Here is a 24397-nt window from a genome sequence, read left to right on the forward strand (position 1 = left end):
TCAGTCGACCTTCTTGAAGATCACCGAGGCGTTGGTGCCTCCGAAGCCGAAGCTGTTGGACATGGCGACATCGATCTTCATCGGCTTGGCCTTGTTGGGCACCAGGTCGATGGGCGTTTCCATCTCCGGGTCGTCCAGATTGATCGTCGGCGGCGCAATCTGGTCGCGGATCGCCAGCACGCAGAAGGCCGCCTCGATGGCGCCGGCGGCGCCCAATAGGTGGCCGGTCATCGACTTGGTCGAGCTGACCGTCAGGTTCGTGGCATGATCGCCCGCCAGGCCCTCTATGCCCTTAAGCTCGATCCAGTCGGCCATGGTCGAGGTGCCGTGGGCGTTGATGTAATCCAGGTCCGACGGCTGCATCCCCGCCCGCTTCAGCGCCATCTTCATGGCTCGCACTCCGCCTTCGCCGTCCTCGGACGGAGCGGTGATGTGATAGGCGTCGCCGCTCATGCCGTAGCCGACGACCTCGGCGTAGATCTTGGCACCGCGCGCCTTGGCGTGTTCGTATTCTTCCAGCACCAGGATGCCGGCGCCCTCGCCCATGATGAAGCCCGCGTGGCCACGGTCATAGGGACGCGACGCCTTCTCCGGCGTGTCGTTGTAGGCGGTACACAGCGCCTTGCAGGCCAGGAAGCCCGCGATGCCGATCGGCACGACCGAGCTTTCCGCCCCGCCCGCCACCATCACATCGGCGTCGTCCAGAGCGATCATCCGGGCCGCATCACCGATGGCGTGGGCGCCGGTGGCGCAGGCGGTCACCGCCGCATGGTTCGGTCCCTTCAGACCGTGGCGGATAGAAATCTGCCCCCCAGCCAGATTGATCAGGGCGCTGGGGATGAAGAAGGGGCTGACGCGACGCACGCCCTGTTCCTTCAGGACGATGGCCGTCTCGGCGATGGGGCCCAGGCCGCCGATGCCGGAGCCCACCATCACGCCGGTGCGTTCCTTGTCCTCGTCCGTCTCGGGCTTCCAGTTCGCATCGGCCAGGGCCTCGTCCGCCGCCGCGATGGCGTACAGGATGAAGTCGTCGACGCGCTTGCGATCCTTGACCGACATGATCTTCTCGGGGTCGAAATCGCCTTCGCCGCCCCCGCCGCGTCCATCGACGCTCGGAATCTCACCGGCGATGGTGCAGCCATAGCCCGTGGTGTCGAACGACGTGATCGGACCAATGCCCGAACGTCCCTCGACGATACCCTTCCAGCTCTTCTCGACGCCCCAACCCAGGGGGGTCAGCAGACCGATGCCCGTAACGACGACGCGGCGCATGGTGCGTGCTCCCTTATCTCCAGCCCGACCTTTCAGAATCATCGCGGATTCCCAAGGGTCAGAAACAGTAAAGGCCGCCGGGCGTCTCCGCTAGGAGCGCCGGGCGGCCCTGTGAACCGTCAGCCTGTTCGGCCGATATCGGCGACTGAGATCAGCCGGCCGACTTTTCGTCGATGAACTTGACCGCATCGCCGACCGTCTGAATGTGCTCGGCGGCGTCATCCGGGATCTCGATGTCGAATTCTTCTTCGAAGGCCATCACCAGCTCGACGTTGTCGAGCGAGTTGGCGCCCAGGTCGTCGATGAAGCTGGCCTTTTCCGTAACCTTGTCCGGATCGGCGTCCAGGTGGTCGATGACGATCTTGCGAACGCGCTCTAGGGTGTCGGACATGAGTGTCTCTCTGCCTGTTTGAAATCGCCGCGGAGGCGGGGGTAGCTAAGAAATCGCCGTCTCACGGCAGCGAAGGCGACGCAAGCCCGAAAGCCCGAACCGCCGATGCATTCAACCCTTTAGCACAGGCTTTCGGGCTGGAAATAGTCTGTTGCGCGACGTGATAAGGGCCGCAGCCCTTAAATCATCGCCATGCCGCCGTTCACATGCAGGGTCTGACCCGTCACATAGGCGGCTTCGTCGGACGACAGATAGACGGCGGCGGCGGCGATCTCGTCGCCCGATCCCAGCCGGCCGGCCGGGATGCGGCCCAGGATGGTGTCGCGCTGCTGGTCGTTCAGCACGTCCGTCATCGGCGAGGCGATGAAGCCCGGCGCGATGCAGTTGACGGTGATGCCGCGCGATCCGACTTCCTGCGCCAGCGACTTGGAAAAGCCGATCATGCCGGCCTTGGACGCCGAATAGTTGGTCTGGCCCGGGTTGCCCGTCACACCGACAACCGATGTCACGCCGATGATTCGCCCCGAACGGCGCTTCATCATCCCCTTCACCGCCGCGCGGGTCAGGCGGAAATAGGATTCCAGATTGACGGTCAGGACGGACTGGAAGTCCTCGTCCTTCATCCGCATCAGCAGGCCGTCCTTGGTGATGCCCGCATTGGCCACCAGGATGTCCAGCGGCGCGCCCGCCGCCGTCTCGGCTGCGTTGACCAGATTGTCGACCGACTCTGCGTCAGACAGGTTCGCCGTGGCGAAATGCGCCCGCTCTCCCAGTTCTTTGGCCAGTTCGGCCAGCACGGCCTCACGCGTGCCCGACAGCACCACGGTCGCACCTTGGGCGTGCAGCGCCCGCGCCACCGCCCCGCCGATCCCGCCCGTGGCGCCGGTCACCAGCGCGGTCTTGCCTGCAAGATTGAACATTCGAATTTCTCCGCTCATCCCGGCGAAAGCCGGGACCCAGTGCTTTCATGCGCAGGATGGCCGGGATCACCGCTCCAGCGCAAACTCAAACGCTCATCGCCCAAAGATCTGGGTCCCGGCTTTCGCCGGGATGAGCGGTAAATTACAGGCTCTTGGCGAACGCTTCCAGCTCTTCCGGCGTGTTCAGTGGCAGGCTCTCGGCGTCCGGCGCGATCCGCTTGGCCATGCCGGTCAGCACCTTGCCCGAGCCGATCTCGACAAAGCGCGTCACGCCGCCTTCGGTCGCCATCCACTCCATGCTCTCGCGCCAGCGCACCCGGCCAGTCACCTGCTCCACCAGCAGCCGGCGGATCACCTCAGGGTCGCTCTCCGGCCGCGCCAACACATTGGCCACCACGGGCACGACCGGCGCCACGATGGTCGCCGAAGCCAGCGCCGCCGCCATTTCGTCGGCCGCGGGCTGCATCAGCGGACAGTGGAAGGGCGCCGAGACGTTCAGCGGGATCGCCCGCGCGCCCAGTTCCTTGGCCTTCTCGATGGCGCGATCCACGGCCGCCTTCTCGCCCGAGATGACGATGTTGCCGTTGTTGTTGTCGTTGGCGACCACGCAGACGCCGATTTCCGAACCGGCCGCCGCCGCCGCTTCCGCCAGCGCCAGATCGGTCTTGGGTCCGATCAGCGAGGCCATCGCGCCGCGCCCCACCGGCACGGCGCGCTGCATGGCCTGGCCGCGCAGCTTCAGCAGCCGTGCGGTGTCCGACAGCGAGATCGCGCCCGCCGCCGCCAGGGCCGAATATTCGCCCAACGAGTGACCGGCGACATAGGCGGCCGCCGACACGTCAAAACCGAACTCGACCTTCAGCGCCCGGATCGCCGCCATCGATACCGCCATCAGGGCGGGCTGGGCGTTCTCGGTCAAGGTCAGCTGATCCTCGGACCCTTCGCGCATCAGCACCGACAGCTTCTGGCCCAGAGCCTCGTCCACCTCGGCGAAGACGTCGCGCGCGGATGGGAAGGCGTCCGCAAGCTGCGCGCCCATGCCGACGGCCTGGCTGCCCTGGCCCGGAAACAGAAGTGCGAGGGTCATCGACCACTCCCTGAATCATTGATCAAGGCGCGGACCCGTAAGCCCAGACTTCCGTCAGGGCAAGCGGCGGGTCACGGAGCGCGACGCGCCGACACCTCAATCCGCACCCCGATCATCTTCGACACCCAGTCGGCCGTGGCGTCCGACGCCATGCCCAGGTCCAGCGCCGTTCGATCAAGTTCCAGCGCGCCTTGGACACGGGCGACGCCGTTGGTCTCGGTGAAGCGGAAAGGCAGGACCACGGGAATCGTCTTCGCCTTGATGCGCAGCGTTCCCGTCGCTTCATAACGATCACCGCCGAGCGATCGGAAAGTCCCCGCCTCGAAACGTGCGACGGGATACTGCTCGGGGTTCAGCCATTCCGGCCCTTGCAAAGACCCTTCTTGGGTCGGATCGCCCGTTCGCGCGGATGCCGTCTGAACGGTCACCACGGCCTTGGATCCCGCCAGGTCGGCCGGATCGAACCAGACCTGACCCTGCCAACGCTCGAAACGACCCTCGAAGCGCTTGCCGGCGTGTGTTCCGTTAAAGCCGATGCTCGACGCCTTTGGATCGATGGTCCACCCGATCGCCGAGCCTGGCGCAACCGGGGCATCGGCAGCGGGAACTGGAGCCGCGACGGGCGTCGTCGCGGCCACGACCTGGCTTTCAGGCAGGGCATAGGGCTGGGCGGCGATAGCGCCCGCGACAGCCACTGCCAACACCAGCGAGATGCCGACGGCCCGTTCGGCCCAGGGCGACTGCGGCGCGCGCCCGACCGCCGCATGGCCACCCTTCAGACCTGGCACCATGTGGCTCAGCACGCCGTCTCGATCGATGAACTGATGCTTCAACGCCGCACCGACGTGCAGCACGATAAGTACCACCGCCCCCCATGCCATCAGCGAATGGGCGCCCATGGCCTGGAACGCCAGCGCCCGCCGCATCTGGATCGACAGTTCGGCCACGCCCGGCAGATGAGGGATCGGGAAGAGACCGAACCAGCTGGTCGCCACCTCCAGCGCCCGATCCTGAGACACCGCCCATCCCGCCGACACATAAAGCCACCCCGTCAGTGGCAGAGCCAACAGCAGGGCGTAAAAGGCCACATGCGTCGCTCCGGCGGCGAACGCCTCCCACCGCTTCATCCCGCCCGGCAGAGCCGGTGGACGGTGCGTCAGCCGCCAGACGATCCTCACCACGGTCAGGGCCAAAATCAGGAAGCCGATCGACTTGTGGATCTGGAACACCCGATAGGCCAGGGCCTGGCTGTCTGGCCTTTCGATCGCCGCCGTCATCCACAACCCCATCAGGATCATCGACAGGATGAGCAGCGCGATGACCCAATGCAGGGCGATGGCGACGGGCGAATAGCGGGTGCTGGCGTTCGACATGAAGGCTTCTGATAGTTCGATTACAAAAAAAGGCGGCGGATCGATCCGCCGCCCTTTGGGTCTTGTCAGTTCGCCGGAGCAGCCGGCGCGGCCTTCTGGATGAACTCGCCGTCGAAACGGATCGTCACCTCGTTGCCCACGGGACCGACCGCCATGCCAAAGTCCGAACGCTTGAACTTGCCCTCGGCCGCGAAACCGACGGCAGGAACCTGGGCGAATGGATGACGCTCGATCTCCCCATTGAACGTGGCGTCCAACGTCACCGGATGAGTCTGGCCCAGGAAGGTCAGGTTGCCGGTCACCTTGGCCGTCCGCGCGCCCGTCTTCTCGACGGCCGTCGAGGCGAAGGTGATGGTCGGGAAACCCCTGGCGTTCAGGAAGTTGGGGCTGTTGGCCATGTCGTCGTCCCAACTGGTGAAGCCGGAACCGCCGTGCGACGCCTGATAGTCGGCCGGATAGGCGGCGCTGACCGAGGTCGGATCTATGGTCGCCGTGATCCTGGAGTTTTCCAGATTGGCCGGGTCCAGCGTCAGCTCGGCCTCGAACTTGTCGAAGCGCGCCGTGTAGTGAGAGATCGTGTTGTGCAGCAGCGACCACTGCAGCGTCGCGTGAGTCGGATCCAGGGTGTAGACGCCGGCCGGAGCTTTCAGCGTCACAGGCGTTTCTGCCTGGGCGGCTGGCGAAGCAGGCGCCTCGCCCGCCTTGTTGCAGGCCGCCAGCACGACCAAGGCCGATAATGCCGCGATGTGTGCGATCTTCATCCAGAAACTCCGTTCAACAAATGACGACCCGATCTAGATCGGCTGGATTTGTTTTGCAACAGTTTCGGTTTCTGATTTCGAGACTGTGCCGAATTACAGAACGACGGCAACGATCCGTTTGCGCGCAGGCCAAGCTTAAAGGCGTCCGGTTTTTCTCAGCAGTCGATCACGCGCCGCATTGACGCGAATGGCCAGGCCTTCGGTGCCGCCCTGATCGGGGTGGGCGCGCGCCATGGTCCGCTTCCACGCCTCGCGTATCTCGGCTTCACTTGCGCCCGATCCGACGCCCAGCACCGCGCGGGCGTCGGCCTCGCTGATCGGTTCGGATCGGATCACGGGCCGGATTCGCGAGGACCAGGCCAGATAGAGACCCACCGCCGCCAGAGCCGCCGCCGTCAGCCACGCCCCGCGAAACGCCGCCAAAGCGCCGCCCGCCAACATGACCGCACCCAGTAGGGTCGCCGTCACGCGCCAATGCGCCCGTCTGCGTCGCTCGGTCTGCCGGCCCAGTCGCACCAGCGCCCAGACGGCGATCGCCGCCAAGGCCAGCCAGATCAGGCCCATGGAGAAATCAGGCCGCTACGTCCAAAGGGCTGAGCGCCTGTTCCAGCCCCATCGCCTTCATCAGGTTGCGCATTTCCTGTCGTGCGGCGACGTGAGCCAGCGACACCGCTACGGGCCGTATGTCGTTCGACAGGTCCGCTACAGTCAGGCCGAACGGGAACAACTCGCGATAGATGACCCGGTCGCGCAGGCCGGGCCCAACGCGGAAGCCGACCCGTTTGGCTAGCTTGTTCATCCGCTCTTCCAGACGCTTGCGGTTGCGCGCCTCGGCGACAGCCAGGCGGTTGGTGACGACAAGCCAGTCGATGGTGGCGTGACGCCCCTGAGCGATGGCCCGCTGCTTGCGCGCCTCCCAGACGCTCTCGGAATAGATCGACGGCTTCAGCAGATCCAGCGTCACCGGATCGACCTCGCCCAACAGGTCGAAATCGACAAAACTGTCGTTCATCGGCGTCACGATCTGGTCGGCGCGGGCGTGGGCGGCGTTCGAAACGGCCGTGTCGCCTCCGGGCGTATCGATCAAGATGCAGTCCACCCCTTGCGCCGCCGCTTCGTCGAAAGCGCGGTCGAATACGGCGATCTGTTCGGCGGCACCCGCCTTGGCCAGAGCCTTGCCGTCGCCCATATCGGGGATGAAGGGCTGAGGCAGCGTTTGACCATTCCCCTCCAGCCAGGCCAGGCGATTGTGGAAGAAGCGCTGCATCGAGCGCTGGCGCAGGTCCAGGTCGATGATCGCCACCGTGCGGCCGGCGTGCAGCAGGCCCGTCACGATGTGGATGGCCAGGGTGGACTTGCCCGCCCCGCCCTTTTCGTTGCCGAGGACGATCACATGCGGCTGCGTCATTCGAGGGAATCCTCTGTGCTGACCACGCGACTCAAGCTGCGTGGTCCTAGGTCCGGCGAGACTCGGCCTCGTTGGGGCAAACGTCAACGGAACCTTAACGCAGACCTGTGGACGGCGAGCCGGCGGGCCTCAGCTGTTGCGGGCGCACCATGCATCCACGACGTCGGCCGACCGGCATATGGCGGCGGCGGTCTCGGTCGAGACCGGTCCCACCTTCAGCCGCGTCAGACTGCGGCCGTTGACCTGAACCTCTTCGAACACCGGCGACAGGCCCGACAGATCGGACTTGGCCTTCAGCCGCGCCCACGCCTGTTGCGCGCTGGCGGGACTGGAATAGGCGCCGAGTTGGATCGTGCGCCCCTGAGTCGGGGTGTTCAGACTGGCGGGACGCAATAGGGGTGCGTGGATCCGCGCGACCGCCTCGTCCGCCACGGCCTTCGCGACGGCGGGCGCCGCAGCCTGGACTACAGGTTCGGTGACTCGAATCACAGCGTCACGCAGACCCGCATCCTCGGCCTCGTGACGAATACCGGCCTGGGCGTCGCGGGCGTCCCACATGGCGTGCGGGTCCATGACAGCCACCTTGACCGGCGTGAACCGGGCGGGACGCAGACCGGCCTGTTCGGCGGCTCGGTGTCGGCCGTCGGGCTTCAACGGAATGTCGATCGCGGCGACGTTCTCGGCCATCGCGCTGAAGCGATGCGGATTGCTGTCCACCGCGCCGCAGCCGGCCAAGGCCAGGCCGCTGGCGCAGGCCAGGGCGATCAGAACTGGACGGGGCGCTTCTGCGGGCGTCATAAGCACGACCCTAGAGCCCAGACTTTGCAGTCTGGTGCATCAACAGGCTTAAGCGGAAAGGTTAATCGCTTCATAATGATAGACGCCGCCCCCCTCCCCGTCGTCCGAACCGTCGCCGAACTGCGTGCAATCGTCCGGGACTGGAAACGACAAGGCCTGAGCGTCGGCATGGTTCCGACCATGGGCGCCCTCCATGAAGGCCACCTGACGCTGGTGCGAGAGGCCGCGCGCCGCACCGACCGCGTCGTCGCCTCCAACTTCGTCAATCCGACCCAGTTCGCCGCCCATGAAGACCTGGGCAAATACCCCCGCCAACAGGAGGAGGACGCCCGTCTGCTGGCCGGCGCGGGCTGCCACCTGATGTTCGCCCCTTCGGCTAAGGAGATGTATCCCGACGGCTTCGCCACCAGCATCGCCATGACCGGCCCTGCCCTTGGCCTGGAGGGGGATTTCCGGCCGCAGATGTTCGGCGGCGTCGCCCTGATCGTCACCAAGCTGTTCAACCAGGTCCAGCCCGATGTCGCCGTCTTCGGCGAGAAGGACTATCAGCAACTGATGGTCATCCGCCGCTTCGTGCGGGACCTTGACCTGCCGGTCGAGATCGTCGGCGCGCCGACCGAGCGGGACGGCTGGGGCCTGGCCCTGTCCTCGCGCAACGGCTACCTGACCGAGACCGAGCTGGAGACCGCGAGGCGTCTGAACGGCATTCTGGCCGAGGCAGGGGTCCAGGCCGCCAGCGGCCGCCCCCTGCCCGGCGTCGAGCGCGAAGCCTATGCCGCCATCCTGAAAGCCGGGTTCGAGCGCGTCGACTATGTCGTCATTCGCCACGCCGAGGATCTGACGCCGTTCCGCAACGACATCGTCGACGCCCCCGCGCGCATCCTGGCCGCCGCTTGGCTGGGCAAGACGCGACTGATCGACAATATGGCCGTCTGAAAAAGAAGGGCCGCATCCGTTGCTGGACACGGCCCTCCTCTGCGATCCGATCTCCAAACCGCTTCGGCGACAGCCCCAGGTTGGGCGGCGAATTGCACGCGTGAAAAATGGTGCAATGAAGTGCAATTGACGCAGCGGATCATTGTTTTGTTTGAAGAAAACAACAGAGCCCGAATTGCACAGTGCAACGAAGTGCAATTCGGGCCTGAAAGTTGGACTCGGAAAAAACAGTCCAACGAGTCCAAGTCACGTCGAGGGATGGCGATGTCAAAGACCGAGCCGGCATCATAACCGCGTTTGAAATCGGACTCAGGAAAAAGCCGATCCCACCCTTCAAGCCACTGAAAAGATGCGGTTTCGCCTAGATGAAAAGGATGGATGGCGGCCGTGACACAGCAGCCGCCGGTCGAGAATCCGGAATTCCATCAAACGCGGACAGATCTAACCGATCGCGCCGACGCAGCCTTCCGCATCGCCCGGCGCCAGATCGGCTTCGGTCAGGGCTATGGTCCAGCCGTGATGGGTGTTCAGACCCCAGCGCCGCGCGCCGCCGCCGTCACCGGCGTCACCACCGGCCGTCACGACGACGCGACGGCCCTTGGGCAAGGCTGGCGGGTCGATCTTGCCCACGGCCAGAGACGTCGGCGTCTCGCCGCCGTAACCGTCGAACACGCTCAGCATCGACCATTCACGACGCAGGCCCATCCACCAGGCGTCCTCGGTGTTGATCGCCAGCACCGCGATCCCGTGGCCTTCGGCGGCGAAGGCCAGGGCCTTCTGCGGATCGCGCACCATCTTGATGTCGGCGGCGGCGCCGAAACGCAGGCGGGCGCCGTCATAGGCGCGGGTCGGTTCGATCGGCGCCCAGACCTGGACCTGAAGCCGGCCCTGGCGGGCCAGGCCCCAGCCGACGATCTCGCGCCACAGATGCTCGACCGCCTCGGCGTTCTCGGGCTGGGCCTTCGCCAGCATGCGCGAGAGCACGGTCTGCTCGCGGTCGGGACGAAGCTTGGTATGCGGGCCGCTGGGCGCATCCTTGGCGCGACCCACGGTGGCGGCGACGGCGAGGCGCTGCTCGAACAGGGTCAGGATCTGGTCGTCGATGCTGTCGATTTCGGCGCGCAGGGCGGCGAGCGCCTGCTGCTCGGGCGTCAGGTCGGCCATGTCAGGCCACACTTGCTGGACGGTAGAATTGGGCATGGGATTGGGCTTTCGGCATTCTGGATTTCGATATGTGCAGGGGCGAACAGCCGCTCTGGTACAGAGCGGTCGCCGGTGAGACTGTCAGGGACGAAGTGCGCCCGACGCCTCAGCCGGCGTATCGAAAGCCGTAAAAGCCGTAGCCAAAATAGAGGCCGGAAACCGCGCGCGAACGGTCGAAAGAAACAGAAAGAGCGCGCTGGCGGGACATGGTCCGGTTCCGGTTATGCGGATCGTTTTGCGATCCGTGCAGGTCTTAAGGACGCAAAGACCGTGCGTCGTCAACCCTCAGGAAAGCTCAACAGGACAAAACGCGTCTGATTATCGCTGGAATCCTGCAAGTCGTTGCGCAGGATCGACAGGCCATAGACCTCGGCCGCGCCGACCGGGGCGATGGCCGCCCGCGTCGGATCGCCCGCTTCGGCGACATCGCGCGCTGCGCCGGCGGTGTCGAAATGTTCGATCACCTCGACGTTCAGCCCCGCCAGCGTGCCCTTGCACTGCGCCAGGGCGATGGGGTGGCTTTCGACCGTCCTGATGTCCGACAGCCGCGCGCCCGGCGTCGCCATCAGCGCATGACGGATGGGCCGCCAGACCTCGGCGACCGGCTCCACGCCAAGCCCCCCCACCAGGGTGGCCGCCGGTTCGACGACGCCGATGGTCGAGTTCTCGACCGGAATCAGGGCGCAGCCGCAATCCCCGGCACGAAGCGCATCCAGAGCCTGGGCGAAGGTCTCGAACGCCACCGCCTCGTCCCACGGCCGCAGGGCCAGACAGGCCTCGTGGCTGAACGAGCCGGGCGCACCCTGATAGGCGACCCGACCGGGCTTGTCTTCAATCTGTGCCGCAACTTCCATCGATCACTACCTCGGAATCGTTCCGATCTGGCGCTGCAGAGATGGCGTCACCGTGACCGGATCGGCCCGCATTTGGGGCGCTGACGGCGGCTAGGCCGCCGCCGACTGCGCCACCCGCCCGGCCTTGAGCCGCTCGGCCACCAGGAAGGCCAGCTCCAGCGCCTGGTCGGCGTTCAGGCGCGGGTCGCAATGGGTGTGATAGCGGTTGGACAGATCGTCCTCGGTCACCGCCTGGGCGCCGCCGATGCATTCGGTGACGTTCTGGCCGGTCATCTCCAGATGGACGCCGCCGGGGTGGACGCCCTCGGCCTCGGCTACGTCGATGAAGGTGCGCACCTCGCCCAGAATCCGGTCGAACGGCCGGGTCTTGTAGCCGTTGCCGGCCTTCAGCGTGTTGCCGTGCATCGGGTCGATCGACCAGATCACCTTGCGGCCCGAGGCCTTCACTTCGCGCATCAGCTTGGGCAGGCGCTCACCGACCTTGTCGTGACCGAAGCGGCCGATCAGCGTCAGACGGCCCGAGACATTGTCCGGGTTCAGCGCGTCGATCAGCGGCAACAGATCGTCGGAGGTCATGGTCGGCCCGCACTTCACGCCGATGGGGTTCTTGATCCCCTTCATGAATTCGACGTGCGATCCGTCCAGCTGACGCGTGCGCTCGCCAATCCACAGCATATGCGCCGATGTGTCGAACCATTCACCCGAACCGCCGTCCAGGCGCGTCAGGGCGCTCTCGACATTCAGCAGCAGGGCCTCGTGGCTGGTGAAGACCTCGACCCGGCTCAGGTCTGGATGGGTTTCGGGCGTGACGCCAACCGCCTCCATGAAGGCCAGGGCCTCGGTGATCTTGTCGGCCAACTCGCGGTACTGGGCGCCGGCGGCGTTGTCGCCTGCGAAGCCCAGGGTCCAGCGGTGAATGTTGTAAAGGTCAGCATAGCCGCCGCCGGCGAAGGCCCGCAGCAGGTTCAGCGTCGAGGCCGATTGGTTATAGGCGCGGATCAGACGCTGCGGATCGGGCACGCGCTCTTCGGGCGTGAAGCCCATGCCGTTGATGATGTCGCCGCGATAGCTGGGCAGCTCGACCCCATCAATCTCCTCCAGCGGAGAAGAGCGCGGCTTGGCGAACTGGCCGGCGATCCGACCGACCTTCACCACCGGCTTGCGGCCGGCGAAGGTCAGGACCACCGCCATCTGCAGGATCAGGCGGAAGGTGTCGCGGATGTTGTCGGTCGAGAACTCCTTGAAGCTCTCGGCGCAATCGCCGCCCTGGAGCAGGAAGGCCTCGCCCCGCTCGACCTGGGCCAGTTTCGACGTCAGGCGGCGTGCCTCCCCGGCGAAGACGAGCGGCGGCAGGGCGCGCAACTCGTCCTCGACGAGCGCGAGAGCGTTGGGATCCGGATAGTCCGCCGGCATGTGCAGGGCGGTCTTGGTTCTCCAGCTTTCGGGGGTCCAGCGTGTCATCGTGCAAGAATAGAGCTTTGCGCCTGTCCAAACAACGAAAAGACGGATGGATTTTGCCGCAAAACGTCAGTCTTCGGCGGGCGGCGCCTTTTCAGTCGCGGTTTCGGCCTTGCGTTCGGCCTTGGCCGCCGCCTTCTCGGCCGCCTTGATGGCCGCCGCGCGCTCACGTTCCTGGCGTTCGAAGCTGTAGTTGGGTTTGCGGGCCATCGGCGTCCTCGTCTTGTGTCCTAGTCTGACGGCGAAGGTGGCGATGGATCGCGTTCAACGCAATCGCCAAATCCTGCCGCTCACGGATTGCTCGTCAGAGCAGCCGTTCCTTGCGGGTCAGAATCTTCGTCGTGGCGTCCAGCGTGATCAATATGCGAGCAAGAAGTGTCATGGCCGATAAACGCCTGACGGCATTCCGCGTTCAGTCCCGCGAACCTTCGTCGCACCCAACAGGGGATCAAAAATGACCCATCCCGTCCTGCTCGGCGGCGTCGAGGCCGGCGGCACCAAATTCATCTGCGGCGTCGCGGACGTCAGCGGCAGGATCATCGACCAGGTCCGGATCACTACGACCACTCCTGACGAGACATTGGACGCGGTCGCCGCCTTCTTCGTCGAAGCCCAGGCGCGCCACGGCAAACTGGCGGCGCTGGCGATCGGCAGCTTCGGTCCCCTCTCCCTGCGCCCCGATGCGGCGGACTATGGTGCGATCACGACAACGCCCAAGCCCGGGTGGAGCAACGTCAACCTGCTGGGCCATCTAAGGCGCACGCTGGATGTGCCGATGACACTGGACACCGACGTGAACGGCTCGGCCATCGGCGAACGCCTGTTTGGCAGCGGACAAGGGCTGGAAAGCTTCTGCTACGTCACGATCGGGACCGGCGTGGGTGTCGGCGTGATGATAGAGGGCGCGCCTCATGGCGGGGCGAACCATCCCGAAGCCGGTCATATTCGCCTGCCCCGCGCAAAGGGCGACGAGACGTTCGCGGGCGTCTGCCCCTTCCACGGCGACTGCTTGGAAGGCCTGACCAGCGGCCCTGCCCTCCACGTCCGCTGGGGCGCACCGGCCGAGACCTTTGCACCAGACCATCCCGCCTGGGCGATGGCGGCCGAATACATCGCCGGCCTCTGCACCAACCTGACCTACACGCTGCGACCGGAGCGAATCATCATCGGCGGCGGCGTGATGCAGCCGCATATGTATGACTTGGTTCGGCAGGCGCTGACACGGCAGTTGGGCGGCTATGACGCCAGCATCCGCAATCTCGACATGGAAGCCTATGTCGCGGCTCCGAGCGCCGGCGCATCAGCCGGCTTGATCGGCGCCTTCGCCCTGGCCTATCGCTCGGTCACAGGCCAATGGCCGCAAGACTGGGCGACGCAAGGCTAGGTTCAAAATGGGAGAAGATGGTGGACGCGACAGGGATTGAACCTGTGACCCCCTCGGTGTGAACGAGGTGCTCTCCCGCTGAGCTACGCGTCCTTGCCTTGCGGAGGCGGCGACATAGCCCGGTCGCTAGCCCTGCGCAAGGGTCCGTTTCAGATTCCGGCTGCCCGAACGCCTTCGGGCGTATCGGTTTCCGGGTCGCCCGGCAGCCAGGCGACGTGGCCGTTGTAGATATCCTCGTTCAGTATGCCCTCCTCCTTGGCCACCAGCACCGGCACGAGCATCTGGCCGGTGACGTTGGTCGCGGTGCGCATCATGTCGATGATCCGGTCGATGGCGACGATATAGCCGATGCCTTCCAGCGGCAGGCCGGCGGTGGACAGGGTTAGGGTCAGCATGACGATGCTGGTTCCTGGAACGCCTGCTGTGCCAAGCGAACCCAGCACCGCCGTCAGGCCGATCAGGACATACTGGGTCAGCGTCAGGTCGATCTTGAAATACTGGGCGATGAAGATTGAGGCGATGGCCGGATAGATGGCGCCGCAACCGTCCATCTTCACGTTCGCTCCTAGGGGCACGGCGAAGGCTGCATAGGCCTGAGGCACGCCCAGACGCTCGACTGTCTGGCGCAAAGTGATCGGCAGCGTTCCCAGCGACGATGATGTCGCAAAGGCCGTCTGCTGCGCCGCGAAGGCGCCGCGGAAGAAGCTGGTGACCTTCAACCCGTGAAGCTTCAGCAGGCCCGAATAGACGATCAGGATGTGGAACAGGCAGGCCGCGTAGATAGCGAGAATGAACTTCAGCAGCGGCAGCAGCGCCTCCCAGCCGTAACCGCCGACGACCGAGCCGATCAGGCCGAACACGCCGATGGGCGTCAGCTGGATCACCCAACGGGTGATGCGGAAGATGACGGCAGCGCCCTCGTCCACCAGCCGACGCACGCCTTGAGCCCGGTCGCCCAGCGCCACCAGCGCCATGCCGACAAGGGCCGAGAAGAAGATGATCTGTAGCACCTTGCCCTCGGCCAGGGCCGCGAACGGATTGGTCGGCACGACGCCGATCAAAACTTCCAGCGGTGTCGGGATCACCCGCTCACGCACTTCGCCCAGCGGGAGGTTGGCGAGGCCGACGCCCGGATTGATGATGTGTCCGAACGCGAATCCGACCAGCACGGCCAGCAGCGAGGTGATCGCGAACCAGACAATAGTCCGCACGCCCAGCCGCACGGCGCCCGTCCCCTCGCCCAGCTTTGCGATCGAACTGGCGATGGTGAACAGCACCAGAGGCGCCACCACCATGCGGATCAGGTTCAGATAGACGTCGCCGATCGGCTGCAGCCAGACCTCGGCCCGCTCACGCAAGATCAGCCCGGCGATGATGCCCAGAATGAAGCCGGCGGCGGTGCGCTGCCAAAGCGGGATCTTGAAAAATCGGGCGAGCATGGAGTTGCTTTCAACAGGGGTGCGCCAATCTGTCCATCGCCATGTCGATCCGCAACCGCGCCGGCGATTATTCAGCCGTCAGATTTCCTGTCGGCGCCCCTCAGAATTTCAGCGCCTTCATGACGTAGAAGTCTAACAGTATGCCGTCGATGGCCTCTTCGACGTCCTCGAAATCGTCGATCAGCACGTCGGCCCCCAGCTCCTCGACCGGCACGGGCGTGAAGCCGAAGGTGACGAGGATGCACGGCATGCCTGCATCCTTAGCCGCATCCGCGTCCGGCGCCGCATCCCCGACCATGATGGCGCGTTCGGGATCGCCACCACCCTTGACGACTGCCTCCTTCAGATGCGCCCCCGAAGGCTTGCGCGCGCTGACCCGATCCGGCCCGACGATGGCGGCGAAATGCCGGGTCAGGTCCAGCTTCTCCAGCAGAAGCTCCGACAGGTCCGACCGTTTGTTGGTCGCCACAACGAGTATGGCCCCGCGTTCTGTCAGCCGCTCCAGCGTCTCGACCACACCCTCGAACGGCTGCGACCCGTCGGCGATGTGGTCGGCGTAATCGACCAGGAACCGCTCGAACAGTTCGTCCGATTGCGCCCGCTCGACCGATGCCCCGGCGGCCTCGAAGCCGTGCGCCAGCAGCGCCCGCGCGCCAGACCCGATCAGGGTCGAGGCGGATTCCATCGGCACGGGCGGCAAACCCTCCTCGACCAGCAACCGGTTCAGGGTTCCGATCAGATCCGGCGCGGAATCGACCAGCGTCCCATCCAGATCGAAGGCGATGGTCCAGCCTTCCAGGTCGCGATCGGTCATCCACATCTCCCGCTGGCCCGCATGATGGGCTAGATCGCAGGACGACTAGACCGCGAGACGATTCATGACCAGCCAGACGCGCCCCCGCGCCGCCATCATTCTTGCCGCCGGCCAAGGCACGCGGATGAAGTCGCCCCTGCCCAAGGTGCTGCACCCGGTGGCCCATCGCGCCATGCTGGACCACGCCATCGACGCGGCCGAAGGCCTGGGCTGCGAACGGATCGTCGTTGTGGTCGGCACCCACTCGCCCGAGGTCCGTGCCCATGTGGTCAAACGCCTGGGCGAGGCCGCCATTGCCGTCCAGGACCCGCCGCTGGGCACCGGCCACGCCGTCCGCGCCGCCGAACAGGCGCTGGCCGGTTTCGACGGCGAGGTTGTCGTCACGTACGGCGACGTGCCCCTGCTGATGGCCGCCGACATCGAGCCGGTGTTCAATGCGGATGGCGTGACCGTGATCGGCTTCGAAGCCCGCGATCCCGGCGCCTATGGCCGTCTGATCCTCGACGGCGAGACCCTGATCGCCATCACCGAGGCCAAGGAAGCGTCGGCTGACGTGCTCGCCATCACTGCCTGCAACTCCGGCGTCATGGCGGCGCCTGCCGCCCTGCTGTTCTCGTTGCTTGCCGATGTGACCAATACAAACGCCAAGGGCGAGTATTATCTGACCGACGTGGTCGAACTGGCGCGCAAGGGCGGCCATCCGACCCGCGCCGTCTTCGCCGCCGAGAACGCCGTCATGGGCGTCAACTCCCAGGCCGAACTGGCCCAAGCCGAGGCCCTGTTCCAGAGCGTCCAGCGCGACGCCTTCCTCGCGGCCGGCGTCACGATGGCCGCACCGGACACCGTCCACTTCGCCTGGGACACCCAGGTCGGCGGCGGGACCGTGATCGAACCCTTCGTCGTCGTCGGCCCCGGCGCGGTGATCGAGGGCGGCGCCCGCATCCGCAGCTTCAGCCACATCGAGGGCGCCCATGTCGCCTCCGGCGCCGAGGTCGGCCCCTACGCCCGGCTGCGCCCCGGCGCGGACCTGGCGACAGGCGTCAAAGTCGGCAATTTCGTCGAGGTCAAGAACGTCAAGATGGCCGAGGGCGCCAAGGCCAACCATCTGGCCTATCTGGGCGACGGATCGGTCGGCGCGGGCGCCAACATCGGCGCCGGGACCATCTTCTGTAACTACGACGGCTTCAACAAGGCCCGGACAGAGGTGGGGGCCGGCGCCTTCGTCGGTTCAAACTCTAGCCTGGTCGCCCCCGTCGTCATCGGCGACGGCGCCCTGATCGCCTCAGGCTCCGTCATCACCGAAGACGTGCCCACCGACGCCATGGCCTTCGGCCGCGCCCGCCAGACCGTCAAACCCGAAGCGGCCGCTGCCTTCCGCGTAGAGGCCAAAGCCAAGAAGCAGAGATCCTGAATCTGTCCGGTAGTCAGATCACCTTCAAGCCGACGCCATCTGCACCGATTGGCGGCGCAACCAACAGATCCAGCGGTTCGCCTCCAAAATCGAGACCCTCGACCGCCGCCTGAACGCGTTCGCGAACTGTGGCTGCATCAATATCTGCACGAACCTCCAGTCGCCATCCCTGAACACCCGTTCCACGGTTAGCAGATCGAGCCAACCATGCAGCCTTGATCGCGTCATCATCCAGAGCGATCTTCAGCCTTGCGACCAAGAGATGAGGTTCAGGATCAGGATTGGTCAAAACGACATCGGCGGAATCGGTGAACGGTTGAGCATCGCCGGCCGCAACCAGGATTGCGCTCATGTCTTCGGGTGTAAGCACCAGGCCCTGAGTCTGACCTGGATTCAGCACCACATACCCGTCACTGAAGCCTTCCAGCAGGTGTCGGCCGCGCATGATCATGCTGGCAGGCTCTCCGAATACGGGAGTGGCGAATTCGGGACGACTGAATACCGCCGTCGCCTTCTGTCCGCTTTTGAGAACTACGCCGTCCAATCGCAACGGCACATCGAAGCCGGGAATGAGATGCGGCGCCGGGGCGCCTCCCGTTGGGCAGACATAAAGCTCTGCCGCCAGAAACGCCGTCTCAAATCCGCCTTGCCGAGCGGGATCCGCCAATGCTGTGGCGAGCGCGACTTCGAGCGCATTGTCCTGGCGCATGATCAAGAATCCTCAGTCTGGTCGAAAACAGCGAATAGCACGGACGCAGTCTGGGCCAAGTCCCAATGCCTCTTCACGCACCATAGCTGACAGCTTATGGACCACGCATGAGCGCAGAAGATCAGAAACGCCTCGCCGGCGAAGCCGCCGCCGCCCACGTCGAGGCCGGCATGGTGGTGGGGCTAGGGACCGGGTCCACGGCCGCCTGGTTCGTCAAGGCGCTGGCGGCGCGCGGCCTGTCTGGGCTGCGCTGCGTCCCGACCTCGGAAAAGACCGCCGATCTGGCGCGCGAGCTTGGCTTGACCCTGTCCACATTGGAAGACACGCCCCGCATCGACCTGACCGTGGACGGCGCCGACGAGGTCGGCCCCGGCCTGGCCCTGATCAAGGGCGGCGGCGCGGCCCTGCTGCGCGAGAAACTGGTGTGGGAGGCCTCGGCCCGCTGCATCGTCATCGCCGACGCGGCCAAGGTGGTGCCGGTGTTGGGAACCTTCCCCCTACCCATCGAAGTCGTCGCCTTCGGTCACAAGACCACGGCGAACCGCATCGCCGACGTGCTGATCGATCACGACATCAACCAGCCGGCCCGCGTGCGCCAGGCGGATCGCGGCCTGGTCCGCACCGACGGCGGCAACCTGATCTACGACGCAGGCTGCAAGGCCATCCATGATCCGGTCCGCCTTGCCGACGATCTGAAGCTGATCACCGGTGTGGTCGAACACGGCCTGTTCCTGGACCTTGCCGACCTGGCCATCATCGGCACGGATGACGGTTTCGAGGAACGCCTGCCCTAATAGACGCCCTTGCGGCTCAACACCGCAGGGATCGTGCGCGCCAGGATCGTCAGATAGACACGCACCGTCCGGTTCCTGACCAGCCAGACATCCATTGCCACCCGACGCGGGTAGGGTACGTTGTTGCGGCCGGACACCTGCCACAACCCCGTCAGGCCCGGCCGAACGGCGCAATAGTCGGCCAGCCGTCGCCCATACAGCGTCGCCTCGTCCATCACGATCGGGCGCGGTCCGACCAACGACATCTCGCCCCTCAGCACGTTCAACAGCTGCGGCAGTTCATCCAGGCTGGAAAGCCGCAAGACGCGGCCGAGGCGGGTGACCCGCGCATCACGTCGAAACTTGCGCGCCGTTTGCCATTCCGCGTTCACGAGTGCTGGCAGACTGGCCTCGGCGTCAATGCTCATGGACCGGAACTTCAGGCAGTCGAACACCTGCCCGCCGCGCCCGATCCTTTGCTGGCGGAACATCGCCGGTCCCCCATCCTGCGCCCTCACCGCCAGGGCGGTCAGCACCAACAGAGGCAGCAGGAACACCAAAGCGCAGAGCGACAAGACCACATCCAGCAGGCGGATCAACCAGGCGTCATCGACTCCACGCCGCACCGCGATGCGACGCGCAGGTTCAACCTGACGCTCGGCAGCCTCCACTGTCGACATTCATCCGCCCCCTCAGGATCACTATTCCTTAGGGTTGTGAAATTATCAACCTCAATGCGCCCACTGCCGCATGAACATTGACCATCTGCGAGCGTGCTACCATAAGTTGATTGTGACCAAGAAATCTCCTCGATCCAGCGAACCTCACCCCAATGACTCCGAACCGCGCTGGTCCGGCCTCCGGTCTGTCGGCTTTATCGCCGGCCTCAGCGTGCTTCTTTGGATCCTGATCGCGACCGGGGTCTATCTGGCCGTCCGCGCCATCCTCTGATCAGTCGCCGCCCCACCAACTCAGGGTGAAAGGCGTGCGCTGCCCGTCCACCGAAACCGTTCCGGTGATGACGGGCGTCTGGTCGCCGAGATTGCGCCGCGCCGTCGCCAGCGCCCCTTGGTCGATCCGCCCCTGCAGGCGCACGACGCCGCCGCCCGGCGCCGAGCCCGTCACCTGCACCGTGTCGTCGGTGATCGCATAGGTGTCTGGGCTCACCCGCATCGGCCCTTGCGGCCCGGTCAGCGACAGGATCAGCGGCGGCGCGCTGCTTTGTCCCACCTCCCAGGCCGTGAACGCCGCCGCCTGACCCACAAACAGCGACGCCACCTGGCTGCTTCCCTCGCCCACGGGGCGATAGTCGCCCGAGATGTCGGCGCTCAGTCGATGACTGAACCGTGCGACTTCGGGCGTCGGCGCCGCCGCCTCTCGACGCTCGCAGGCGCTGAGGGCCAGCACGCCCATGACGACGATCGCTCCAAGACGGCGGCTCATTGATCCAGTGCCTGATCCAAGGCGCGGAAGCCGGCGATGGCGATCTCGGTCGCGCTGGTGAAGACCGACGGCGTGATTCGCTCAAACGTGTCGCTGGGGCGGTGATAATCGGGGTGATAGTCCACGCCCATGTAGAGAAACGGCACGCCCGCCGCGTGGAAGGCGGCATGGTCGGACGCCTCGACCCAGTTGTTCTCGCCCGTATCCTGCGGCGTATCCTTGCCGAAGACGAACGATACCACCCCATTCGGCTGCACGCCCTCCAGAATGGGCCGCAGATTGGGATGCTGATATGTGCCTGTGACCCATAGATGGCCGTCGGTCTCCGCCCGCGCCGTCATGTCGAAGTTCAGATTCAGACTGATCGAGGACAGCGGCACCGGCGGCGCCTTGACGAACTCGCGTGCGCCCAACAGGCCACGCTCCTCCCCGTCCAGCGCCACGATCAGCACGCTGTGCTCCGGCGGCTGGGCCTTCAGCCGCGCGGCCAGTTCCAGCATGGTCGCCACGCCCGAAGCGTTGTCGTCCGCGCCATGGAAAATCTGGCCGTCATTGACCCCGACATGGTCGTAGTGCGCCGTCACGACGATGTAGCGGTCGGCGGCGCGCCGTCCGGGGATCAGGCCGACGATATTGACGCCGCTGAACGTCTTGACGCCTTCGCGCGTGCGGCCGGACGCCTCGAACGGTTGCAAGCGCCCGAACGGCGGCGCCTGCACGCCGATGGCCTCCAGCCGGGCCACGATATAGGCGCGGGCGCGCTCGCCGCCCGGCGATCCGGTGTCCCGCCCCTGCATGTCGTCCGCCGAGAGCATGCGAACATCCTCCAGCAGTTGGCTCGGCCCCGCCGCGATGGGCGCGGGCGCGACAGAAGTCGGGCCAACGGGAACAGCGGTGCAGCCGCCTATGACCAGGGCGGCGCCGGTCAGGACAAGGCAAAGGGTCGAACGATTCATACAGGCTCCAACACAGAACCCGGACCCTAGCGCCCACAGATCGGGCCGTCAGCCTACGGTTCTGTCATCATCGGCTTTGCGCGATGCACGGCCGCCGCGACAGATGATATGACGGCGGACATGGCCCCCGCGATTCCTCTCGAAATCCCCGTTGACGACCTGACGCCTGAAACGGCAGCCGAGGCCCTGGCCTGGCTGGCTGCCGAGATGGCGCGCCACGACGCCCTCTACAACGAGGCGACGCCCGAGATTTCCGACGCCGACTATGACGCCCTGCGCGCGCGGAACCTGGAGATCGAGACCGCCTTCCCCGACCTGATCCGCCCGGATTCGCCATCGCACAAGGTCGGCGCCGTCGCCTCCAGCCAGTTCGCCGAGGTCCGCCACGGCGTGCCCATGCTATCGCTGGACAACGCCTTCGACGAGGGCGAGGTGCGCGACTTCGTGGCCCGCATCGCGCGCTTCCTGAAACTGCCGGCCGACGAACCCATCGCCTTCGTCGCCGAGCCCAAGATCGACGGCCTGTCCGCTAATCTGCTCTATGTGGACGGCCGGCTGACCATCGGCGCCACGCGCGGCGACGGTCGCTCCGGTGAGAATGTCACCGACAATCTGAACACTATCGCCGATGTCCAACAGAGCCTGGCCGGCGACGTCTGGCCCGACCGGATCGAAGTCCGGGGCGAGGTCTACGCCCCCAACGACGCCTTCGCCGCCTTCAACGCCGCCGCCGAGGCGGAGGGCCGCCGCACCTACGCCAACCCCCGCAACTTCGCCGCCGGCTCCCTTCGCCAGAAGGACGCCCGAATCACGGGCAAACGCCCGCTGAAATTCTTCGCCTACGCCTGGGGCGAACACTCCACCGACTTCGCCGAGACCCAGTGGCAGGCCCTGCAAAAGCTCAAGGCCTGGGGCTTCCCGGTCAACGCCCGCTCGCGCCGGGTCGAGGGCGCCGAGGGGCTGATCGCGGTCTATCGCGAACTGGAACGCGACCGCGCGACCCTGGGCTATGACATCGACGGCGTGGTCTACAAGGTCGATCGCATCGACTGGCAACGCCGCCTGGGCTTCGTCGCCCGCAGCCCCCGCTGGGCCATCGCCCACAAGTTCCCGGCGCAACAGGCGACCACGGTGCTGGAAGGCATCGACATCCAGGTCGGCCGCACCGGCTCCCTGACCCCCGTCGCCCGGCTCCATCCCGTCACAGTCGGCGGCGTGGTGGTGCGTAACGCCACCCTGCACAATGAAGACGAGATCGAACGTCTGGACGTCCGCATCGGCGACACCGTCCGCCTGCAACGCGCCGGCGACGTCATCCCCCAGATTCTGGGCGTCGTCCCCGACCTGCGTCCCGCCGACGCCGCCCCCTATGTCTTCCCCGACAAATGCCCGGTCTGCGGCTCCGAGGCGGTGCGCGAGGGCGACGAGGTCAAGCGCCGCTGCACCGGCGGCCTGATCTGCGACGCGCAAATCGTGGAACGGCTCAAACATTTCGTCGGCCGCCGCGCCTTCGACATCGAAGGCCTGGGCGAGAAACAGCTGGTCGCCTTCAACGCGCGCGGCTGGATCAAGGAGCCCGCCGACATCTTCCGCCTGGCGCGGGACGAGGCACGGCTGAAGGAACTGGAGAAGGACGACGGCTATGGCGAGACCAGCATCCGAAACCTGGTCGCCGGCATCGACGCCCGCCGCGTCATCGCGCTGGACCGCTTCCTGTTCGGCCTGGGCATACGCGACATCGGCGAACAGACTTCGATTGTCCTGTCCCGCGCCTTCGAGAGCTGGGCTGCGCTGAAGGCCGCCTGTCTCCAGGCAGCGGCAGGCATCCCGTCGCCCGCCTGGCGCGCACTGGCCAGCGCCCACGCCATTTCGCCTCGCGTTCTCGGCTTGATGGCCGAGGCCACGCCGCCCGCCGCCGATCCCTGGCCCGAGGCCACGATGGACATGAAAATCAGCCAGGCCTTCCCCGGCATGGCCGCTCCTGCCCGACGTTCACTGGCCACGATGACCAACGACTGGTCCAGCCTGGTCGAACTGGCCCGCGTTGCACGCGAGGAAGGCCCGTCCGAAATGCTGAACCATATCGCCGGCGTCACCGGCGTGGGCCCGGTCGCCGCCGAGGCCCTGGCCCACTTCTTCCACGAGCCGCACAATCTTGAAGTCGTCGCCGCGCTGGAGGCCGAGATAACCGAGATCGTCGACGCAGAACGGCCCAAGTCCGACACCCCGGTCGCGGGCAAGACCGTCGTCTTCACCGGCGCCCTGGAACGTTTCACCCGCGACGAAGCCAAGGCCCGCGCCGAGAGCCTGGGCGCCAAGGTCTCTGGATCGGTGTCGAAGAAGACCGACTATCTGGTCGCAGGCCCCGGTGCGGGCTCCAAGCTGAAGGATGCCGAAAAGCATGGCGTCCAGGTTCTGACCGAGGACGAATGGCTGGCGCTGATCGATGGGAAAAGTTGACTTAAGGTCCGGTTTTCGTTGGCGATACCCGTTGTTTCAGCCTTGTTTTCAACTGAAACCGGGATCAACGTCGCCTTCAACGGGCGGTCAACCGACCCGACGAAAGGGAACGACTATGAAGATCAAGATCATGCTGGCCGCCGCCACGCTGGCGGCCGCCCTCGCCTCTCCGGCCCTGGCTGGCGATCCGACCGGCCTGTGGCAGACGCCGACCAACGGCGGCCAGGTGCGTATCGCGCGCTGCGGTCAGGCCCTGTGCGGCACGCTGGTGACCTCGGATCATATTCGCGCCGACGCCAACGCGCGCGACCAGCACAATCGCGACGCCGCCCAGCGCAGCCGCACCCTGCGCAATCTGCCCATGCTGACCGGCTTCACCGGCGGCCCGACGGAATGGCGCAACGGATCGGTCTACAATCCGGCTGACGGCCGCACCTATCGCGGCACCATCACCATGACCGGGGACAACAGCCTGAACCTGCGCGGCTGCGTCGTCGCCCCCCTGTGCAAGACCCAGACCTGGACCCGCATCCAGTAAGATCGAAGC

The 24397-nt window shown here is 65.8% G+C and carries 25 protein-coding genes and 1 tRNA gene; 6 read left to right on the forward strand and 20 right to left on the reverse strand.

The window, feature by feature from the left end; all coding sequences use genetic code 11:
• From fabF to AC3ISA_RS16145, 9 genes are all read right to left on the reverse strand, one after another.
• A complete protein-coding gene (gene fabF, locus AC3ISA_RS16105) occupies window positions 1-1272 on the reverse strand; it encodes a beta-ketoacyl-ACP synthase II (protein ID WP_489178674.1) in 1272 nt (423 codons plus the stop codon).
• Between the two features lie 151 nt (window positions 1273-1423).
• Entirely contained in the window at window positions 1424-1663 is a 240-nt protein-coding gene (locus tag AC3ISA_RS16110; protein ID WP_463436453.1) for an acyl carrier protein, read from the reverse strand.
• A gap of 179 nt (window positions 1664-1842) precedes the next feature.
• Window positions 1843-2583 carry a 3-oxoacyl-[acyl-carrier-protein] reductase gene (gene fabG, locus AC3ISA_RS16115; protein WP_489178675.1) on the reverse strand — a complete coding sequence of 247 codons (741 nt, stop codon included), beginning with the start codon at window positions 2581-2583 and terminating at the stop codon, window positions 1843-1845.
• Between the two features lie 142 nt (window positions 2584-2725).
• The gene (gene fabD, locus AC3ISA_RS16120) at window positions 2726-3670 is read right to left on the reverse strand and encodes an ACP S-malonyltransferase (protein ID WP_489178676.1); all 945 of its coding nucleotides are present in this window, start codon (window positions 3668-3670) and stop codon (window positions 2726-2728) included.
• A gap of 71 nt (window positions 3671-3741) precedes the next feature.
• A complete protein-coding gene (locus AC3ISA_RS16125) occupies window positions 3742-5043 on the reverse strand; it encodes a cytochrome b/b6 domain-containing protein (protein ID WP_489178677.1) in 1302 nt (433 codons plus the stop codon).
• 65 nt (window positions 5044-5108) lie between these two features.
• Complete coding sequence (locus AC3ISA_RS16130) at window positions 5109-5804, reverse strand: YceI family protein (protein ID WP_489178678.1); 696 nt, start codon at window positions 5802-5804, stop codon at window positions 5109-5111.
• A 135-nt stretch (window positions 5805-5939) separates the two neighbouring features.
• Window positions 5940-6368, reverse strand: coding sequence for a J domain-containing protein (locus AC3ISA_RS16135; RefSeq protein ID WP_489178679.1), 429 nt, complete (start codon window positions 6366-6368; stop codon window positions 5940-5942).
• Between the two features lie 7 nt (window positions 6369-6375).
• Window positions 6376-7212: a division plane positioning ATPase MipZ gene (locus tag AC3ISA_RS16140; protein ID WP_372692221.1), complete on the reverse strand. Its 837-nt coding sequence runs from the start codon at window positions 7210-7212 to the stop codon at window positions 6376-6378.
• Window positions 7213-7341: 129 nt separating this feature from the next.
• Entirely contained in the window at window positions 7342-8010 is a 669-nt protein-coding gene (locus tag AC3ISA_RS16145; RefSeq protein WP_489178680.1) for an SPOR domain-containing protein, read from the reverse strand.
• A gap of 75 nt (window positions 8011-8085) precedes the next feature.
• On the opposite strand from AC3ISA_RS16145, the gene panC reads away from it, so the two are divergent.
• Window positions 8086-8946 carry a pantoate--beta-alanine ligase gene (gene panC, locus AC3ISA_RS16150; protein ID WP_489178681.1) on the forward strand — a complete coding sequence of 287 codons (861 nt, stop codon included), beginning with the start codon at window positions 8086-8088 and terminating at the stop codon, window positions 8944-8946.
• A 441-nt stretch (window positions 8947-9387) separates the two neighbouring features.
• Here the strand turns inward: panC and AC3ISA_RS16155 are convergent, their stop codons facing one another.
• From AC3ISA_RS16155 to AC3ISA_RS16170, 4 genes are all read right to left on the reverse strand, one after another.
• Complete coding sequence (locus AC3ISA_RS16155; RefSeq protein WP_489178682.1) at window positions 9388-10146, reverse strand: chorismate mutase; 759 nt, start codon at window positions 10144-10146, stop codon at window positions 9388-9390.
• A 281-nt stretch (window positions 10147-10427) separates the two neighbouring features.
• The gene (locus tag AC3ISA_RS16160; protein WP_489178683.1) at window positions 10428-11003 is read right to left on the reverse strand and encodes a prephenate dehydratase domain-containing protein; all 576 of its coding nucleotides are present in this window, start codon (window positions 11001-11003) and stop codon (window positions 10428-10430) included.
• A gap of 90 nt (window positions 11004-11093) precedes the next feature.
• Complete coding sequence (locus AC3ISA_RS16165) at window positions 11094-12464, reverse strand: class II 3-deoxy-7-phosphoheptulonate synthase (RefSeq protein ID WP_489178684.1); 1371 nt, start codon at window positions 12462-12464, stop codon at window positions 11094-11096.
• 66 nt (window positions 12465-12530) lie between these two features.
• On the reverse strand, window positions 12531-12671 hold the full coding sequence (locus tag AC3ISA_RS16170) for a hypothetical protein (protein ID WP_201304447.1): 141 nt from the start codon (window positions 12669-12671) through the stop codon (window positions 12531-12533).
• 244 nt (window positions 12672-12915) lie between these two features.
• Between AC3ISA_RS16170 and AC3ISA_RS16175 the strand changes: the two genes are divergently transcribed.
• Window positions 12916-13845, forward strand: a complete 930-nt coding sequence (locus tag AC3ISA_RS16175) for an ROK family protein (protein WP_489178685.1) — start codon at window positions 12916-12918, stop codon at window positions 13843-13845.
• Between the two features lie 18 nt (window positions 13846-13863).
• On the opposite strand, the gene AC3ISA_RS16180 is transcribed toward AC3ISA_RS16175, so the two are convergent.
• The 3 genes from AC3ISA_RS16180 to AC3ISA_RS16190 form a co-directional block, all read right to left on the reverse strand.
• Window positions 13864-13938 (reverse strand) — tRNA-Val (locus AC3ISA_RS16180).
• Window positions 13939-13994: 56 nt separating this feature from the next.
• Entirely contained in the window at window positions 13995-15284 is a 1290-nt protein-coding gene (locus tag AC3ISA_RS16185) for a dicarboxylate/amino acid:cation symporter (RefSeq protein ID WP_372692213.1), read from the reverse strand.
• 100 nt (window positions 15285-15384) lie between these two features.
• Entirely contained in the window at window positions 15385-16104 is a 720-nt protein-coding gene (locus AC3ISA_RS16190) for an HAD-IA family hydrolase (protein ID WP_372692212.1), read from the reverse strand.
• 58 nt (window positions 16105-16162) lie between these two features.
• Between AC3ISA_RS16190 and glmU the strand changes: the two genes are divergently transcribed.
• Window positions 16163-17509: a bifunctional UDP-N-acetylglucosamine diphosphorylase/glucosamine-1-phosphate N-acetyltransferase GlmU gene (glmU, locus tag AC3ISA_RS16195; protein WP_489178686.1), complete on the forward strand. Its 1347-nt coding sequence runs from the start codon at window positions 16163-16165 to the stop codon at window positions 17507-17509.
• A 13-nt stretch (window positions 17510-17522) separates the two neighbouring features.
• On the opposite strand, the gene AC3ISA_RS16200 is transcribed toward glmU, so the two are convergent.
• Window positions 17523-18218, reverse strand: coding sequence for an SseB family protein (locus tag AC3ISA_RS16200; protein WP_372692210.1), 696 nt, complete (start codon window positions 18216-18218; stop codon window positions 17523-17525).
• A gap of 107 nt (window positions 18219-18325) precedes the next feature.
• On the opposite strand from AC3ISA_RS16200, the gene rpiA reads away from it, so the two are divergent.
• A complete protein-coding gene (rpiA, locus tag AC3ISA_RS16205; RefSeq protein WP_372692209.1) occupies window positions 18326-19012 on the forward strand; it encodes a ribose-5-phosphate isomerase RpiA in 687 nt (228 codons plus the stop codon).
• Here the strand turns inward: rpiA and AC3ISA_RS16210 are convergent.
• The 3 genes from AC3ISA_RS16210 to AC3ISA_RS16220 form a co-directional block, all read right to left on the reverse strand.
• The gene (locus AC3ISA_RS16210; RefSeq protein WP_489178687.1) at window positions 19009-19671 is read right to left on the reverse strand and encodes a sugar transferase; all 663 of its coding nucleotides are present in this window, start codon (window positions 19669-19671) and stop codon (window positions 19009-19011) included. The genes rpiA and AC3ISA_RS16210 overlap by 4 nt on opposite strands.
• 271 nt (window positions 19672-19942) lie before the next feature.
• Window positions 19943-20434, reverse strand: coding sequence for a hypothetical protein (locus tag AC3ISA_RS16215; RefSeq protein ID WP_489178688.1), 492 nt, complete (start codon window positions 20432-20434; stop codon window positions 19943-19945).
• Complete coding sequence (locus tag AC3ISA_RS16220) at window positions 20431-21390, reverse strand: M28 family peptidase (protein WP_489178689.1); 960 nt, start codon at window positions 21388-21390, stop codon at window positions 20431-20433. Before AC3ISA_RS16220 ends, AC3ISA_RS16215 begins: the two co-directional genes overlap by 4 nt.
• A gap of 120 nt (window positions 21391-21510) precedes the next feature.
• Here AC3ISA_RS16220 and ligA point away from each other — a divergent pair, with 120 nt between their 5' ends.
• Together ligA and AC3ISA_RS16230 are read left to right on the forward strand one after the other, a co-directional pair.
• Entirely contained in the window at window positions 21511-23850 is a 2340-nt protein-coding gene (ligA, locus tag AC3ISA_RS16225; RefSeq protein WP_489178690.1) for an NAD-dependent DNA ligase LigA, read from the forward strand.
• A 115-nt stretch (window positions 23851-23965) separates the two neighbouring features.
• Window positions 23966-24388 carry a DUF2147 domain-containing protein gene (locus AC3ISA_RS16230; protein WP_489178691.1) on the forward strand — a complete coding sequence of 141 codons (423 nt, stop codon included), beginning with the start codon at window positions 23966-23968 and terminating at the stop codon, window positions 24386-24388.
• Window positions 24389-24397 lie beyond the last annotated feature (9 nt).

It is taken from the genome of Brevundimonas sp. KH_058 (assembly GCF_057838505.1).

Bases quoted from the DNA above. Each gene is read 5' to 3' on its own strand.
- AC3ISA_RS16215 (WP_489178688.1), bottom strand. From the start codon at position 20,434: ATGAGCCGCCGTCTTGGAGCGATCGTCGTCATGGGCGTGCTGGCCCTC.
- AC3ISA_RS16130 (WP_489178678.1), bottom strand. From the start codon at position 5,804: ATGAAGATCGCACACATCGCGGCATTATCGGCCTTGGTCGTGCTGGCG.
- fabD (WP_489178676.1), bottom strand. From the start codon at position 3,670: ATGACCCTCGCACTTCTGTTTCCGGGCCAGGGCAGCCAGGCCGTCGGC.
- fabG (WP_489178675.1), bottom strand. From the start codon at position 2,583: ATGTTCAATCTTGCAGGCAAGACCGCGCTGGTGACCGGCGCCACGGGC.
- AC3ISA_RS16230 (WP_489178691.1), top strand. From the start codon at position 23,966: ATGAAGATCAAGATCATGCTGGCCGCCGCCACGCTGGCGGCCGCCCTC.
- AC3ISA_RS16140 (WP_372692221.1), bottom strand. From the start codon at position 7,212: ATGACGCAGCCGCATGTGATCGTCCTCGGCAACGAAAAGGGCGGGGCG.
- AC3ISA_RS16160 (WP_489178683.1), bottom strand. From the start codon at position 11,003: ATGGAAGTTGCGGCACAGATTGAAGACAAGCCCGGTCGGGTCGCCTAT.
- fabF (WP_489178674.1), bottom strand. From the start codon at position 1,272: ATGCGCCGCGTCGTCGTTACGGGCATCGGTCTGCTGACCCCCCTGGGT.
- AC3ISA_RS16185 (WP_372692213.1), bottom strand. From the start codon at position 15,284: ATGCTCGCCCGATTTTTCAAGATCCCGCTTTGGCAGCGCACCGCCGCC.
- ligA (WP_489178690.1), top strand. From the start codon at position 21,511: ATGGCCCCCGCGATTCCTCTCGAAATCCCCGTTGACGACCTGACGCCT.
- AC3ISA_RS16190 (WP_372692212.1), bottom strand. From the start codon at position 16,104: ATGTGGATGACCGATCGCGACCTGGAAGGCTGGACCATCGCCTTCGAT.
- AC3ISA_RS16135 (WP_489178679.1), bottom strand. From the start codon at position 6,368: ATGGGCCTGATCTGGCTGGCCTTGGCGGCGATCGCCGTCTGGGCGCTG.
- AC3ISA_RS16170 (WP_201304447.1), bottom strand. From the start codon at position 12,671: ATGGCCCGCAAACCCAACTACAGCTTCGAACGCCAGGAACGTGAGCGC.
- AC3ISA_RS16200 (WP_372692210.1), bottom strand. From the start codon at position 18,218: ATGCGCCAGGACAATGCGCTCGAAGTCGCGCTCGCCACAGCATTGGCG.
- AC3ISA_RS16175 (WP_489178685.1), top strand. From the start codon at position 12,916: ATGACCCATCCCGTCCTGCTCGGCGGCGTCGAGGCCGGCGGCACCAAA.
- panC (WP_489178681.1), top strand. From the start codon at position 8,086: ATGATAGACGCCGCCCCCCTCCCCGTCGTCCGAACCGTCGCCGAACTG.
- rpiA (WP_372692209.1), top strand. From the start codon at position 18,326: ATGAGCGCAGAAGATCAGAAACGCCTCGCCGGCGAAGCCGCCGCCGCC.
- AC3ISA_RS16220 (WP_489178689.1), bottom strand. From the start codon at position 21,390: ATGAATCGTTCGACCCTTTGCCTTGTCCTGACCGGCGCCGCCCTGGTC.
- AC3ISA_RS16125 (WP_489178677.1), bottom strand. From the start codon at position 5,043: ATGTCGAACGCCAGCACCCGCTATTCGCCCGTCGCCATCGCCCTGCAT.
- glmU (WP_489178686.1), top strand. From the start codon at position 16,163: ATGACCAGCCAGACGCGCCCCCGCGCCGCCATCATTCTTGCCGCCGGC.
- AC3ISA_RS16110 (WP_463436453.1), bottom strand. From the start codon at position 1,663: ATGTCCGACACCCTAGAGCGCGTTCGCAAGATCGTCATCGACCACCTG.
- AC3ISA_RS16165 (WP_489178684.1), bottom strand. From the start codon at position 12,464: ATGACACGCTGGACCCCCGAAAGCTGGAGAACCAAGACCGCCCTGCAC.
- AC3ISA_RS16145 (WP_489178680.1), bottom strand. From the start codon at position 8,010: ATGACGCCCGCAGAAGCGCCCCGTCCAGTTCTGATCGCCCTGGCCTGC.
- AC3ISA_RS16210 (WP_489178687.1), bottom strand. From the start codon at position 19,671: ATGTCGACAGTGGAGGCTGCCGAGCGTCAGGTTGAACCTGCGCGTCGC.
- AC3ISA_RS16155 (WP_489178682.1), bottom strand. From the start codon at position 10,146: ATGCCCAATTCTACCGTCCAGCAAGTGTGGCCTGACATGGCCGACCTG.